Annotated in this window: 13 protein-coding genes; 11 read left to right on the top strand and 2 right to left on the bottom strand. The window is 28.9% G+C overall.

The annotated features are described in order from the left end of the window. Positions 1–71: 71 nt before the first annotated feature. A complete protein-coding gene (locus KPL55_RS04875) occupies positions 72–1,007 on the bottom strand; it encodes a magnesium transporter CorA family protein (RefSeq protein ID WP_216305592.1) in 936 nt (311 codons plus the stop codon). A 248-nt stretch (positions 1,008–1,255) separates the two neighbouring features. Here KPL55_RS04875 and KPL55_RS04870 point away from each other — a divergent pair, with 248 nt between their 5' ends. The 6 genes from KPL55_RS04870 to KPL55_RS04845 all read left to right on the top strand — a co-directional run bounded on the left by KPL55_RS04870 (position 1,256) and on the right by KPL55_RS04845 (position 6,476). Next, on the top strand, positions 1,256–1,804 hold the full coding sequence (locus KPL55_RS04870) for a manganese efflux pump MntP (RefSeq protein WP_216305591.1): 549 nt from the start codon (positions 1,256–1,258) through the stop codon (positions 1,802–1,804). Positions 1,805–1,870: 66 nt separating this feature from the next. After that, entirely contained in the window at positions 1,871–3,331 is a 1,461-nt protein-coding gene (locus KPL55_RS04865; RefSeq protein ID WP_216305590.1) for an aminoacyl-histidine dipeptidase, read from the top strand. Between the two features lie 198 nt (positions 3,332–3,529). Continuing rightward, positions 3,530–3,946, top strand: a complete 417-nt coding sequence (locus KPL55_RS04860; protein ID WP_216305589.1) for a Fur family transcriptional regulator — start codon at positions 3,530–3,532, stop codon at positions 3,944–3,946. 22 nt (positions 3,947–3,968) lie between these two features. Next, entirely contained in the window at positions 3,969–4,367 is a 399-nt protein-coding gene (locus KPL55_RS04855; protein ID WP_216305588.1) for a DUF6762 family protein, read from the top strand. Positions 4,368–4,385: 18 nt separating this feature from the next. After that, a complete protein-coding gene (locus tag KPL55_RS04850; protein ID WP_216305587.1) occupies positions 4,386–5,444 on the top strand; it encodes an HD-GYP domain-containing protein in 1,059 nt (352 codons plus the stop codon). A 27-nt stretch (positions 5,445–5,471) separates the two neighbouring features. Next, a complete protein-coding gene (locus KPL55_RS04845; RefSeq protein WP_216305586.1) occupies positions 5,472–6,476 on the top strand; it encodes a rhomboid family intramembrane serine protease in 1,005 nt (334 codons plus the stop codon). Between the two features lie 74 nt (positions 6,477–6,550). On the opposite strand, the gene KPL55_RS04840 is transcribed toward KPL55_RS04845, so the two are convergent. After that, a complete protein-coding gene (locus KPL55_RS04840; protein ID WP_216305585.1) occupies positions 6,551–8,311 on the bottom strand; it encodes an ATP-dependent metallopeptidase FtsH/Yme1/Tma family protein in 1,761 nt (586 codons plus the stop codon). Between the two features lie 381 nt (positions 8,312–8,692). Here KPL55_RS04840 and KPL55_RS04835 point away from each other — a divergent pair, with 381 nt between their 5' ends. From KPL55_RS04835 to KPL55_RS04815, 5 genes are all read left to right on the top strand, one after another. Further along, a complete protein-coding gene (locus tag KPL55_RS04835) occupies positions 8,693–9,625 on the top strand; it encodes a ribonuclease H1 domain-containing protein (protein WP_216305584.1) in 933 nt (310 codons plus the stop codon). A gap of 33 nt (positions 9,626–9,658) precedes the next feature. Beyond that, positions 9,659–12,394 (top strand): ATP-binding protein, encoded by a 2,736-nt coding sequence (locus tag KPL55_RS04830; RefSeq protein WP_216305583.1) that lies wholly within the window; start codon positions 9,659–9,661, stop codon positions 12,392–12,394. Positions 12,395–12,474: 80 nt separating this feature from the next. After that, a complete protein-coding gene (locus KPL55_RS04825; protein ID WP_216305582.1) occupies positions 12,475–12,642 on the top strand; it encodes a YtxH domain-containing protein in 168 nt (55 codons plus the stop codon). A gap of 207 nt (positions 12,643–12,849) precedes the next feature. Continuing rightward, positions 12,850–14,148 (top strand): helix-turn-helix domain-containing protein, encoded by a 1,299-nt coding sequence (locus KPL55_RS04820; protein WP_216305581.1) that lies wholly within the window; start codon positions 12,850–12,852, stop codon positions 14,146–14,148. Between the two features lie 35 nt (positions 14,149–14,183). Continuing rightward, a complete protein-coding gene (locus KPL55_RS04815) occupies positions 14,184–15,506 on the top strand; it encodes a helix-turn-helix domain-containing protein (RefSeq protein WP_216305580.1) in 1,323 nt (440 codons plus the stop codon). Positions 15,507–15,522: the final 16 nt, after the last annotated feature.

Raw genomic sequence — 15,522 nt, 5'->3', positions numbered from 1 at the left:
AAGAGCATCCTAAAATGTTACTGAAATTATTTTTTAATAAAACACATAAATTTTAATAAATATATTAAGTGTTAAAACATATCCTTTTTATTTAGAAAGTAAATAACAAATATTACTATAAGGCCAATGAATGCAAAAACATACCAAAATCCTAATGCATTTTCTGACAAGGGTATTCCTTTGACGTTCATACCAAATAGCCCAGAAATCATATTTGGTATAGCCATGACTATGGTAATTGCAGCTAAAAATTTCATTACTATATTAAGTTTATTGGATATAACAGAAGCGTAGGCATCCATTGTGCCATTTAAGATATTACTATAAATAGTACACATTTCTATAGCTTGCCTGTTTTCGATAATAACATCTTCTAATACATCTTTATCTTCCTCATATTTTTGAAGAATATCTAGTTTAAGCATTTTTTCTAATGTAATTTCATTCCCCTTTAAGGATGTAGAAAAATATACAAGGGATTTTTCAAGTGCTAATAATTGAATAAGTTCTTTGTTTCTTAAAGTCTTATGTAGTTGTTTTTCTACTATGTAGCTTTTTTTATCAATCTGTCTTAAGTATATTAAATAGTAGTTTGCAATTCTATATAAAATCTGTAACATGAATCTTGAACGTTTAAATGTAAAAAAGGAGCTAATTTTACCTTCAGCAAAATCGGATAATACTTTACTGTTTTTCAAACAAACTGTAATTATTACTTTATCAGTATGGATCATTGCTATGGGGTATGTGTCATAGGTTAATGAATTATCGTCCATATCTGTAAAGGGAATATCTAAAATAATTAATGTACAATCTTCTATGTCAATACGAGAAGTTTCTTCTTCGTCTAGAGCAGCCCTTAAAAAATCCATAGGAGCATTGGTGTTTTTTGAAACGAATACTAATTCTTCATCAGATGGGTCAATCAGGTTAATCCAACAACCTGGTTCTATTTTTTCAAGCCTTATAAGTTGTTTGTTTTCTGTACTGCTATATATTGAAAGCATTACAACACCTCCTAGTATAATATCCTTTATATTATAGTCTACAAAAGGTAATGTATACAAGTAATGATTGATTAAATATTATTATATATCTAGAAATAGTGAGTTAAAACGGAGTTGACAAGTAAAGATGAATAATCGATAATAGTATGTGGAAAGTCACACACATAAATAAAAAAATATTGAATAATAATAAAGGAATTAGAGTAAATATATTGTATAGTATTATTAAAGGGAGGTCAAAGCAATTCATGGATATATATCCATTATTTATTATAGCATTAGCATTGTCTTTAGATGCTTTTGGAGTAGCTTTGTGCATAGGATTAAACAATCAAACTAGAGTTATAAACAAGGTAGGATTTACAATTTCCTTTGGATTTTTTCAATTTTTATTTTCATATATAGGAGCATATGCTGGACTTCTTTTTAATACATATGTAGCGTCAATGCCAACAATAATTGGAGGTATAATTATATGTTTAGTTGGAGTTATTATGATTAAAGAAGGTTTGCAAAACCAGGGCACGTGTCCACTACTTAAACCTAAGATGTATATAATTTTAGGGATATCTGTAAGTATAGATGCAATGGTTGTAGGATTTACGGTATTAAATAATATAACAAAGGTTATATTATTTAAAGATACATTATTTATTGGAGTAATAACTCTGTTAATGGTAACAATGGCCTTTATAATTTCTAAATATTTAAAGAAAATAGATATTGTAGGGAAGTACGCCGATTACATCGGGGGGATAATCTTAATAATTTTTGGGCTTAAAATGATGTTCTTCTAAATAAAACTAATAATATTAATAACTTTAGATTAAAATAATGCTTTTAAAAAAGAAAGGATGATAAACATGTTAGAAAAATTAAAGAATTTAAATTCGTATAATGCGTTTAAGTATTTTAAAGAGATGAACGAGATTCCAAGAGGTTCTGGGAATGAAAAAGCAATAAGTGATTGGTTAGTAAAATTTGCAAAAGAACATAATTTGAAATTCATTCAAGATGACGCTTTAAATATAATAATAAAAAAAACAGGTACAGCAGGACGTGAAGATGATTCTACGATAATACTTCAAGGTCATATGGATATGGTATGTGAAAAAGTCATAGAATCAAAACATGATTTTTTAAAGGATCCTATTGAATTTATAGTAGACGGTGATTTTTTAAGGGCGAATGGTACTACACTTGGTGGAGACGATGGAATTGCTGTAGCAATGAGTCTTGCGGTGCTTGCTTCAAATGATATTTCACATCCGCCAATAGAACTACTGGTAACTACGGGCGAAGAGGTAGGTATGATTGGTGCAGAGGCATTAGATTCTAGCAATTTAGAAGGAAGAATATTAATAAATATAGATTCAGAAGAAGAAGGAAAACTTTTAGTGAGTTGTGCTGGTGGAGTTCGCGAAAAGATGAAACTCAAAATAATTTGGGAAGAGGCAGATAAGAGCTTTATTTCCTGCAAGGTAAGGTTGAGAGGATTAAAAGGTGGCCACTCTGGGATGGAAATCAACAAAGAAAGAGGGAACGCTAACAAACTTATGGGACGCTTTTTAATGGATTTACATTCAGTTATAGATTTTAAAATGAATTCTATAAGTGGAGGAGCCAAAAATAACGCAATACCTCGTGATGCTGATGCTATTATATTATTTAGAGAAGATGATAAAGAAATAGTTGTTCAAAAACTATCTTTTTGGAATTCAATATTTAAAAATGAATTAAATACTATTGACCCTAATATTAATTTAGATATTGAAATTCTTGAAAACAAGGTTAGCAGGATTTTTTCAGATAATACAACTAAAAAAGCACTTCAAATACTTTTCCTAATTCCAAATGGAGTTAAAAGTATGAGTATGGCAATCGGTGGTTTAGTGCAAAGTTCAACAAATATTGGTGTTATTACAACTAGTGATGAGGACATCGAATTTGACTCAGCAATTAGGAGCTCCGTAAAAAGTTTAAAGAAAGCAATATGTGATGAAACTATAGTGCTTGCTGAAATGGTGGGAGCAACAATTGAATTTGAATCTGATTATCCTGAATGGGAATATAATGAAGATTCTAAAATAAGGCCAATATTTGAGAAAGTATTTAAAAATTTATACGGCAAGGTTCCTGAAATAGCAGCTATTCATGCAGGTCTTGAATGTGGGCTATTCAGCGCAAAATTTAAAGGTGATATTGATCAAATATCTTTTGGACCTAATATGTACGATGTACACACACCAAATGAACACCTAAGTATCTCATCAACAGACAGAATGTGGGATTATTTAGTAGCAGTATTAAAGGAAATAAAATAACTAATTAACAAAATAACGAGAATATAAAAATAATGATATAAAATTAGCTCTAATTTATCATAATGTGATTAAACCACTTTAGTGGACTTATAAAATGCTTCTACTTTTGTAGAAGCTTTTTTTAAAAATCATAACTTGTATTCATGATTAGTTTGAGGTATATTATAATTGTTATAATAATGTAATAAGGTGATGTAGATGGATATAATATTGTATTTAAAAGAGAATAATATTAGAATTACAAATGCAAGAAAAAGTATACTAGAAATCATACTTTCTAGTAGTGAAGCTATAAATGCAAACTCTATATATGTGCTGTTAAAAAAAGATGGTTTAAACATTGATTTGTCCACAGTATATAGAACCCTAGATTTGTTAGAGAGCAAAAAGATATTAAATAAGTTTGATTTGGGTAATAATATGTATAATTATACTATAAACAATAATGCCCACAAACATGTCATTGAATGTGATTTATGTCATAAAAAAATGATTATAGATTGCCCAATACCTCAAATAGAAGAACAGATAAAAGCAAAGACTGGAATAACACTTACTGAAAGTCATGTTTATTTAAAAGGCGTATGTAAGGAATGTAAAGAAAATAGAAAATAGAAAATAAGAAAGGATGATTTTTATGCAATTTTCTTCATTGGTACTAATGGAAGTAGATAAAGAAACAAATCAATTTGTTAAAGAACTTGGTAGTTATGAGGCTTCTGAGGGAGCGGAATTTGTTACAAAATTAAATTATTCTGGAGATCTAATTAACTTGACGTTTGATACTCATGAGGATGTTTTGGAGTGGCAGTTTTCAGCAATTTATGATTATTTTAATGATGATACATTTAGATCTAAAGGGTATCTTATTGAAGCAATCGACGATGAGTATAATCCTACATGGCTTGTTAAGTTCAAATATTCTGATGACCATATGGTTGTTCGTGAAGCTATAATTGAAATATGTGAATTAATAAAGCAAGAGCTTAAAGAAGTTTTTATTAAAATTAAAGACAAAGAAGAAGAATATAAGTAAATTATGTTAGAGGTGGCCATGAGACTTGAGTTTATTAATAAGGTAAAGGTTGGCGAAATTTTAGGTCGAAATATTTTTACAAATAGTGGGAATGTATTGCTGAGAACGGGAGTTAAACTAAATAAAAGTTACATAAAAAAATTAAAAGAGTTAGACATATTTTACATATATATAGAAGATGATAGGCTAGATGATATATCAGTAGAAGATGAAAAACTAAGTAATTTAAAAGCAATTACGCTTAAAAATATGACAAATATAATTAAAAATGTTACTGAAGGAAATGCGAGTAGTACTAAAGATTCCTTATCAGTTGTCACAGACTTAGTTAATCATATTATTGAAATGGGCGATGTTAATAAAAGTTTATATGACATTCAAAACTTTGACAACTATTCTTACCTCCACTCTATAGATACTGGGATTATGGCTGTGTTCCTTGGAATTTCGATGAATCTTTCGGAAAATGAATTAAAAGAATTAGGTATAGGAGCAATCCTCCATGATGTAGGTAAAACTCAAATTGATAAAAAAATCATAACTAAAATTGGAAAACTAACAGATGACGAATTTAAAGAAATTAAGATGCACCCTATATATGGGAAAGGAATTCTGGAAAAGAATTTTTTTATGTCAAATGCAATCTTGAAAGCAGTGGAACATCACCACGAAAGAGTTGATGGCAGTGGATACCCCTATGGACTTACTAAAAATCATATTTCTAAATTTGCAAAAATAATAGGTGTTTGTGATGTCTATAATGCAGTAAGTAATGATAGATGTTATAGAGAAAAATTTAATCCTAGTGATGCTTATGAACTTATTTTAGCGGGATGTGGGAATAATTTTGATGAAGAAGTAGTAAATTATTTTAAAAAAACATTTTCAGTTTTTCCATTGGGTATTTGCTTAAAGCTATCTAATGGGGTTGAAGGATATGTAATTAAGCAAAATAAAAATTTTCCAGACAGGCCTATAATAAGAGTGCTTTATGAAAATGAAACTAGAGAACCCATTAAATTTTATGAAATTGATTTGTTAGAGTGTAAAAATATTGTGGTGCAGTCAGTGGTATAAAAATGTTGATTTGATTAGGAGCATGATATGGGAGAAAAAAATATAAAATCTATTATAAATATGATGACAAGGAAACATGGATATTTATTAGAGAATATAACAAGTAAAAATAGCAGCTCTGATCTTTGGACAATAAGCAAAGGTATAAATGGTACTCAATATCGATTAATATTTATGACAGAGCGCAACGTGAACCAATTGCTACAATATGAAATTCCTGATGATAAAAACAATATATATATACTATTTTCGGAGGGTGAATTTAATAAAAAGGAATCTATGGAGTCTCTCTCGATAAATAACTTACTTGATAAACCATTAATTAGAGTTAATGTATTAGATAAAAAGGTAAACTATTCAGAAAATGTTAACTTGCAAGTTGTTCAGGAATTAGCATCTGTGATGACTAATACTAATTTACGTAGCAATAGTGAAAAAACAAATATTAAGGATAGACCTTTGATTACTATTGCAATTATAACTATAAATGTTGTAATGTATTTAATTACAGCTTATTTCAGTTATAGCTATGCTAGCGGTAGCCTATTTAATAGTGATACAAATGTTTTAGTTTTGCTTGGGGCTAAGGTTAATACATTAATAACACAGGGGCAGTATTTTAGACTTATTTCTTGTATGTTTTTACATGGGGGAATTGTGCATTTATGTGTCAATATGTACTCGCTTTATGCTATTGGTCCAATGGTTGAGAATGTTTATGGTAAATTAAAATATATTGGCATTTATTTTGTTTCTGGAATATGTGCATCTATATTTAGTTATGTTTTCTCAACAAGTGTTTCAATAGGGGCCTCCGGTGCTATCTTTGGACTACTCGGAGCAGTGCTAGTTTTCGCAATTAAATCTAAAGGCAAAACTGGAAATGAATTTATAAGAAGTATTTTATCTGTTATATTTATAAATATATTTATTGGTGCCACTCTACCCAATATAGATAATTTTGCGCATGTAGGTGGGCTTCTAGGTGGGATGATTATATCATATTTAGCAACTTTTAAATCTGGGGTTTAAAAAAGCACATCTAAATAAATAATAAGCTGAGATACTAGCGTAGTATTTATTTAGATGTGCTTAATAAAATTATTTTATACAGCTACATCTGTTTTATCTTCGATGATCTTAATTAAATCTTCATGATATATAGTTTCCTTATCAATTAATAAATTTGTCATAGCCTCTAGGGTTTCTTTTCCACCAAGAAGGATTATTTTAACTTCTTCGTATAAGTGTGAAATTAGATCCTTACATTCACTAAGTACAGCGTCTTGATTTATAAATCCGGATTCCTTTAATTTGTTCATAGAAAGTAGCCCTAAAGATTCGCCCATTCCATATTCTGTAACCATATTTGCAACAAGCTGGGTACTTCTTTGCAAATCATTGTAAGCACCAGTGGTTACGTTGTCTGCTCCAAAAATAATTTCTTCAGCAGCTCTACCACCTAATAGGACCATTATTTTCTTCTTTAAATGTTCCTTGTTCTGATAAAGTGAATCCTCAGGAATACTTAATGTATAACCACCTGCCCCTTTGGTAGTTGGAATTATAGTAACTTTAGAGACTTTATCATTTGGCAACATCTTAAGTGAAATTAAAGCATGTCCTGCCTCGTGGAAGGCAGTTATTTTTCGATCTACATCCTTAATATAATCTCTATCCACTTTTTCATAACCGGCAAGCATAATTGAATAAGCTCTATCTAAATGAGTATTGTCTATAAATACTGCATTATCTTTACATGCAATAATAGCAGCCTCGTTAGTTAGGTTTTCTAGCTTTGCACCGGAAAAAGAAGTTGTTTTATGTGCCCACTCAGAATAATCGATATCTTTAATAGGTTTGTTTTTTAGGTGAAGTTTTAAAATCTTCTCTCTAGCAGATACATCAGGTAATGTAACTTCAATATGTCTATCAAAACGACCTGGTCTTAAGAGTGCTTCATCTAGCATATCAAGTCTGTTAGTTGCTGCAATTATAATTATACCCTCTGTTTCATTAAAACCAGACATTTCAGTTAAAAGAGCATTAAGTGTCTGATCTTTTTCATCAGAACCACCACCACTTCCATTATCTCGTTTCTTACCAATAGCATCTATTTCATCAATAAAGATAACGGCTCTACCATGACTTCTTGCCTTCTTAAACAAGCTTCTAATTCTACCCGCACCAACTCCGACATATATCTGAACAAAGTCAGAACCGGATACAGCATAGAAAGGTACGTTTGCCTCACCTGCAACTGCTTTTGCAAGCAATGTTTTACCAGTACCTGGATCTCCATATAAAATAACTCCTTTTGGCATTCTAGCACCATAAGCTGTGTATTTTTCGGGGTTTTTAAGGAAATCTACTACATCTTGTACACTATCTTTAGCTTCCTCATTACCAGCTACATTATCAAAGTTAAAACCTATATCTTCTACTGCATCAACATCGAGATTTGAAGCTGAAAACATACTTTTAGATTTTATTTTTGTTGTTTTAAAGAGCATTATACCAATTACTACAAGTGAAATCACAAATCCAGCAATTGAGACTATTTCTAGAGGACTAGTCAAAGCTTGCTCAGAAACATTTACACCATTCTTGAGTAATCCCTCTTTGAAATTGTTGGTTCTTGGGTTATCAGTTTCGTAAACAGTACCATCTTTAAGTTTAACTTGAATTTTTGGTGAAGTTGTTACATATACAGTTGAGATTGTGTTCGACGAAACATCTTTAAGAAAGTTTGTATAAGGTTTATTTGTAGATAGCTTAAATGTATTACTAACAAAAATAAGAAATACTAATGAAAAAATCGCGGTAATAACAGGAAGTAAAATATATTTATTTTTAATTTTATTCATAAAGTCGAGGCGATAAACCGCTATAAATTTAAATTGATAGCGGAATCGTCTCATTCACCATCCTTTCATGGGGTTAGTATATTCTTTTTAATTTCTGCATATTAATATATTTAATTATATGTTTGTTAATATAGTTTACAAATTTTGCATTCGCTTCGAAGTTAATTGCCTTAATAGCAACTTATATGGGTTATTATAATGTTTTTTTGAGGCCTTGTCCACCGAACCTAATAGAATTTGGAAATGTAAATAATGTAAGAAAAGTAATTGCTAAATTAATCTTTTGTTGTATAATTTATTTATGGCAGGATTAGGGGTAACTCATAATATCTATATAATTTAGAGAACACATGAATATATTAAAAAGGGAGAATGGATATAATGGGAAAGAAAGTTTACGCAATAAAAGAAGGATTTAATTCTAGTACTAACCAAAAAATACAAAATGAAATAGTTGACACTTGGGCAGAGTGCTTAAAATATGTAAAAGGTGTAAAAGGTGCAAAGTATAAAAGTTTTGAGGATATAAAAGAAGCCAAAAAATTTTTGCAAGATGCTGGAAATGTTTTTAAAAAAGCAGATGATAATTATCCAAAGGATTGTCTTCATGTTTATGTAGATGGAAGTTATAACTCTACTACTCAGGAATACTCATATGGAATGGTTGCAGTGAAAAATGATGTAGTTTTACATATTGAAAGTGATTCGGGTAAAAGTTCTTCTTCAAAAAACATAAGGCAAATAGCAGGCGAATTAGAGGGAGCAGTAAAAGGTTGTGAGTATGCCGTAGGTTGTGGTGAAAAAGAAGTAGTAATATTTCATGATTATGTGGGTATTTGTTATCATGCTACAGGATTCTGGGAGAGAAAAGAGGAATCGTCAAAGGAATACTACAAGAAAATGCAGGAATTAATGAAGAGTGGCATAGAAGTTATGTTTGTTAAAGTGGATAGCCACACTGGTGATTTATTTAATGAACTTGTTGATGAGAAATGCAAAGAAAAATTAGGTATAAATTCAGATAAGGTTGTAGAAAAGTGGCTCAAGAAAAATATTATAAATGTAGCCAGTGATGAAGTAAAAGGAGAAATCATAAAATTAGCTCCAAGTTGCGAAAAAAATATAATTGTGGTAGATTCTAATAATGAAGTAGAAAAAAATGAAATATTGAAAGAAAAAATAAAAACACATTCTTTTAGTGATATTGTTGATTTATATACAACTGATACAGAAGAGATTAGTGGAGTAATACACAGTCTAAGTAGTTTAGATAAAACGAATTTTATAATTTATTTGTTAGAGCAAACAAGATAAATAAAAGTAATAAACAAAAATGGAGGTGAAATAATGGAAAATACTTTTGACAGGAAAAAAACAGAAGTGTATTTGTGTTCGTATGCCAACATTATAATGGAAGTTAATAAAGAATTTCTTGAATTTACTGGTTTTGCTATGAATGAAATATTAGATAAATCACTTATGGAAATAGGAGTTATGTTAAATCTTAATTCGCAAATTTTCCTTGAAAATATAGCAGGAAGTTTTTCAGGGTATATATTTACAAAGGACCTTAAAACACGCGAAGTATGTATAACAGTCCATAATGATAATAAGACAAATGAGAAAAAATATACTTTTATTGAGAAAGAAAACTCTAGATTAGATGATCAACTAACTTTTGTGGAACAAATATTCATAGAAAATATATCAGGCGCGGCTGTTTACAGTGTGCCTAATTTAATATTGCTTAAATCAAATATAAAGTATCTTGATTTGATGAATTATCAATTTAATAAAGATGAAAATATTTTAGGTAGGCATATTGGAGACATAATACATGGATTTGTAGGTAGCGTGGAAGAATCTAATTTTAAAAACGTTATTAAATACAAAAAAACAGTCTATGCAAAAGCATCAGAAATTGATAATTGTGGTCAAGGGGTAACTTACGTAGATTCTACTAAAACGCCTATATCTCAAAATGGGAAGATAAAATACATATTTGTTACGACTTCAGAGGTTACAAAAAGTGAACTTGAGATAAAAAATTTAGAGAAACAAAATCAAGAATTAGTAAAGAGTGGTGCCCAACTTGAGAAACGTAATGTTCAATTAGTTAATATAATTCAAAATTTATCTGAGGGGGTAATGTTTGCTGATAGTAAAGGCAAATTTATAATGGTAAATACGGAAGCAAAGAGATTAATTTATCAATCAGACATAGGAATTAATCTAAAGGATGCATTAAAAGACACTAAGGTATTTGACATGATAGGAGATGAGATTCCATATGAAAATTTCCCATCAGTTCGGGCATTACGAGGTGAAAGAACAAATAATATTAAAATCTTTGTTAGGCATCCTAATAAAGAGTATTTTGCAGAAATTACTTCAATTCCAGTTTATGATGCCAGTGGAAATGTGACAATGGTAGTATCATGTTTTCATGATATTACACAAACAATACATCAATCTAGAAAAATTGAGGAACAAAAAAAAGAATTAGAAGCTATTATAGAAAATATATCTGATTCTATTGCTATTTTTGATGATAAAGAGCAGTACATATTAATTAACAAAACATCAAGAGAAATGTTTTTCTCATCTTATAATAATATGGATAATATAAATGATGGGTATAAACAAACTGATTTTTATGATATTAATGGAGAACAAATCAAACCTGAAAATAGCCCTTCTAGCAGAGTTATGAGGGGTGAAGAATTTAAGAACATGAGAGTTTTAGTAAAGTCTCCTCATAAAATATTACAAGTAGATATTAGTGGAACACCCATTTATGACAGTGAAGGAAAATTCTCTTTAGGTGTGCTTTGTAGCAAAGATATGACAGAGTATTTTAAACTTGAAGAAGCTACAAAAAGCCGATATGAATTCTTAAACAGAATGGTAAATACTTTTGATTTACCAGTTGTTAGATTGTCATGTCCAGATTTATTGACTGTAGATATCAATAAAAAAGCATTTAATATCGTTAAATTGTTTAGACCTAATATTGAATTTCTTAAACAAATAAAAAACAATAAAATAGAAGAATTATTTGGAAATTCTCAAGAAAACTCTAAGACAAGTGATTACTATAAGTGTATTAATGAAGTTATAAAAGAAAAAAAGACTAAATATTTAAATAAAAAAAAGTATAACTTAAATGGAAATGAGATATATTGGAACCTTATTTTTGAACCTTTATTTTGCCCAAATGGTGAGATTGAGGAGATATTAATTTTAATAATAGATGTTACTGTTGAGATAAAGTCCAATATAGTAATGGAGAATGCATTAAAATTGCAAGGGGAATTTCTTGTTAACGTTTCTCATGAACTTAAAACACCACTAAATGTTATATTTGCTACAGCTCAATTATTTAATATGTATTGTAATAGTGGATCTCTTGACGAGAAAAAGGATTCCATTATTAAATACATAGAATCAATCAAGCAAAATACATATAGGTTATCGAAGATTATTAATAATATAGTTGATTTATCTAAAATAGAGGCGGGATTCTTTAAATTAAATTTGTCTAATAATAATATAGTTGAAATCGTAGAAGAAATAGTGATGTCTGTGACTACGCTTACAGATAGTAAAGGATTAAATATTATTTTCGACACTGATAAAGAGGAAATAAATATTGCCTGCGATATAGAAAAGATTGAGAGAATAGTATTAAACCTTATATCAAATGCTATTAAATTTTCACACATAGGTGATGAAATAGTTGTGGAAGTTAAAGATAAAAATGAATTTATTGAAATATCAGTGAGAGATAGCGGTATTGGGATTGAAGAAAAAAACTTAGATATGATATTCGATAGATTTAAGCAAGTAGATAAATCGTTATCAAGAAATACAGAAGGTACTGGAATTGGTTTAAGTTTAGTTAAGTCAATTGTAGAATTACATGGTGGTACCATTGATGTTGAAAGTAAGTTTGGGAAAGGAAGCACGTTTACAGTTAGGTTACCTTCAAAAAAGGTAATTCATGAAAACATGATTTATGATAGTAATGTAAGAAGTAAAAATGAAAATATAAATGTAGAGCTTTCAGATGTGTATACCTAAATTTAAAAATAAAAGGTTAATTAATATAAAAAATGCACATCCTAGTAAAGAATAAAAAAATAAAAAAGGATGTGTGACTTATGCATAATAAATTTATATCAACAATTACAGCAGGTGCTATAATTGGAGTAGTTGCAGGGGTAATGTTAATTCCTAATATGGATAAAAACATAAAAGAAAGAGTAAAAAAAGTTGCTGAAAATGGAAAGAATATGATCGAAGATATGAATGATAATATGAACAATTAATTTTAAGAAAATACTTAAAGTTACTTAGAACTCCAAACTATATAATAAATATATAGTTTGGAGTTTTTAATTTAATTGCTGAGAATTCAAAATTTGTTAACAAATTTTGAATTCTATAGGTAAACTATGTTATAATAAATTAAAATTGTCTAAGATTGTATAAAATATAAATTTTATAGACTACCATGTTGTAAAGGAAGAGTGATTATGGAAATATTGTCTTTAGGAGAAAAGATAAAGAGGAAAAGAAAAGAGCTTAATATGACACTAAAAGACCTAGCGGGGAATAGAATAACTCCAGGGCAAATTAGTCTTGTTGAATCTGGGAAATCAAACCCTAGCATGGATTTATTAGAATATTTAGCAAATACCCTAAATACAGCAGTTGAATATTTAATGGAGTCAGAGGAAGCTCAAGCAGAAAAAATTTGTTTGTTTTATCAAAATATTGCACAAGCGCACATATTAAATAACGAGTTATTACAGGCTGAGCAAAACATTGAAAAATCAATATTTTATTCTGAAAAATATAAATTGGAATATAGAAATGCCAGAAATTTGTCCTTAAGAGGGGATATATACATGGCTAAAAAAGAGATAGCATTAGCTCAACAGGTTTTTCTTTCATCAAATGTAATTTTTATTAAAAATAATTCTTATGAAGAAATAATAAGAACTTTTCTAAAACTTGGAATAATCACGCTTGAACTTAGAGGGTATCAGTCAGCTTCTAGTTATTTTAAACAAGCAGAAAAGGTTTTTATGGACAATCAAATTGGAAATGATTTTTTATTAGGTAAAATTTATTATTACATCGGGTACACATATTTCAAACTTGAAAATATGGAAAACGCCATAAAATATTCTTATTTAGCTCAAGAGAAGTTTAAGCAAATAGATAATAAGAAAGAATATGCGAATTCACTTTTATTATTAGCAGATCAATATAATAAAAATGGTGATATTAAGAATGCCATAAAATATTCCAAAATTACTTTGGAAGTATTTAAAGGGATTAATAATTTGGATTATGTATCAGAGATAGAAAATAATTTAGGCAGATTATTTTACGAGTTTGAAGATATGGAAGAATCATTTATACACTTAAATAAGTCTAAGGAAATAAGGGAAAAGTCTAATGACATAAAATTGATAGATACATTAGCTAATATATGTGAGAATCATATTAAGCTCAAAGCTGTAAATAAAGCTAAGGAAGTTTTAGAATATATTTTAGAATATATAGAGGCGGGTAATTATAAGGCATTAAGCGAGTATTATTTGTTGAAATATAGGGTAGATTTATTAGAAGACAATAAAAATGAAGCAGAAAAAACTTTATTGCAAGCGTTGAATTTTGTAAAGGAACAAGAGCAAATAAAAAAAGCGGCTGAGATATCTATAATGATTGGAAAATTTTACATTGAAGGTGGTAGAAGTGCCGATGCTGCTAAATATTTAAATGAGGGTGTAGAATTATTTAAAAGTATCGGAATAATTAATTAATTTAATTGAAACTATTTTATGGATAGGTGATGAGGATGAAAATATTATCAACGGGAGAAAAAATAAAAAGGAGCAGAATATATAAGGGATATACATTAAGAGAGATATGTGACGATAAAATATCAGTGTCTAAAATGAGTTGTATAGAAAATAACAAAGTAATGGCAGAACCTTGGATACTTGAGTTTATAAGTAAAAAGCTAGATATAGATCTTGAATATTTGAATGAAAATATATTTGAGCAAGTTGAGGAAAATATTAAGGCATTGAAAGAGTACACCATAAATGGTAAATATACCATAAATGGTGAGCACAACATGAATGGTGAGCACGTTATTTATGATAAGGATGAGCCTTTTGAAGCTAAGGTAGTCTATAATTTGCATTTTGCAGAAAAATACAATTACTTCAATTTAGCTATTGAACTAATACATATGTTATTTAATTTTTACTTAGATATGAAAGATTTTGAGAAGGCACAAATTATTACTTCAAAATATTATGATTTGCATTTGAAAACAACAATCGAAGATAAACAATTAAATTATTACATAGATATGGCAAGGCATTTATACATAAAGGAAGATTACCTTCAAGCATCTAGTTATTATTCTAATGTTAGAAAAGAGTTAAAAGGTAACAACATACCTAATTATAAAAAATTAATAATAGTTACTTATAATGAGGCTGCTTGTAATATTATGCTTAAAAATTATGAATGTGCCTTTGATGTAGGAATAAAATTGTTAGATTTGGTAGAGTATGTGGATTCAGAATTTAAAGCAGCTGAAATATATCATATGCTAGCATTGTTATCTATAAGAATGAAAAATGGAAATTTTGCACAATATGAAAAAAAATCATATGAACTATATAAAGACAAAATTTCTAGTAAGGCAATGGCTATATTTAACTATGGATGCACAATGTTTGACTGTAATATGAAAGAGAAAGCAGTTGCGTATATAAATAAAGGGTTAGGCGTATATCCAAGGGATGATAAGAGGGGACTAGTTGCATTTATGTTGGATTGTGTAAAAGAGCTCATTAAAAATGATGTAGTAGAGCTGGCACAATCAATTTCTGACGAAGTGTTGAATTATGCAATTAATCTAGATGATATTAAATTCATTGAAAAAAGTTATTATTATAAGGCTATTATTCTTGATAGTCAAGGAAGTTCATCTAGTGCAGAGATGTATATGAACTTATCCTTGGATTCTTTACTTAAATTTGGAGAAAAACAAGATATATATAAGCGGTACTTAGAAATGGGAAGTATGTATCACAAACTAGATAGTGTTGCTGATTCTATAAAATACTTTAGTTTAGCTATTCAACTAGAAAAGAAGATGTAGGTTTGGAATTTCACCA

The sequence above is a fragment of the Clostridium lacusfryxellense genome, from assembly GCF_018861735.1.
GTDB lineage: Bacteria > Bacillota > Clostridia > Clostridiales > Clostridiaceae > Clostridium_AD > Clostridium_AD lacusfryxellense.
This window is presented reverse-complemented; position numbering and strand designations above follow the sequence as displayed.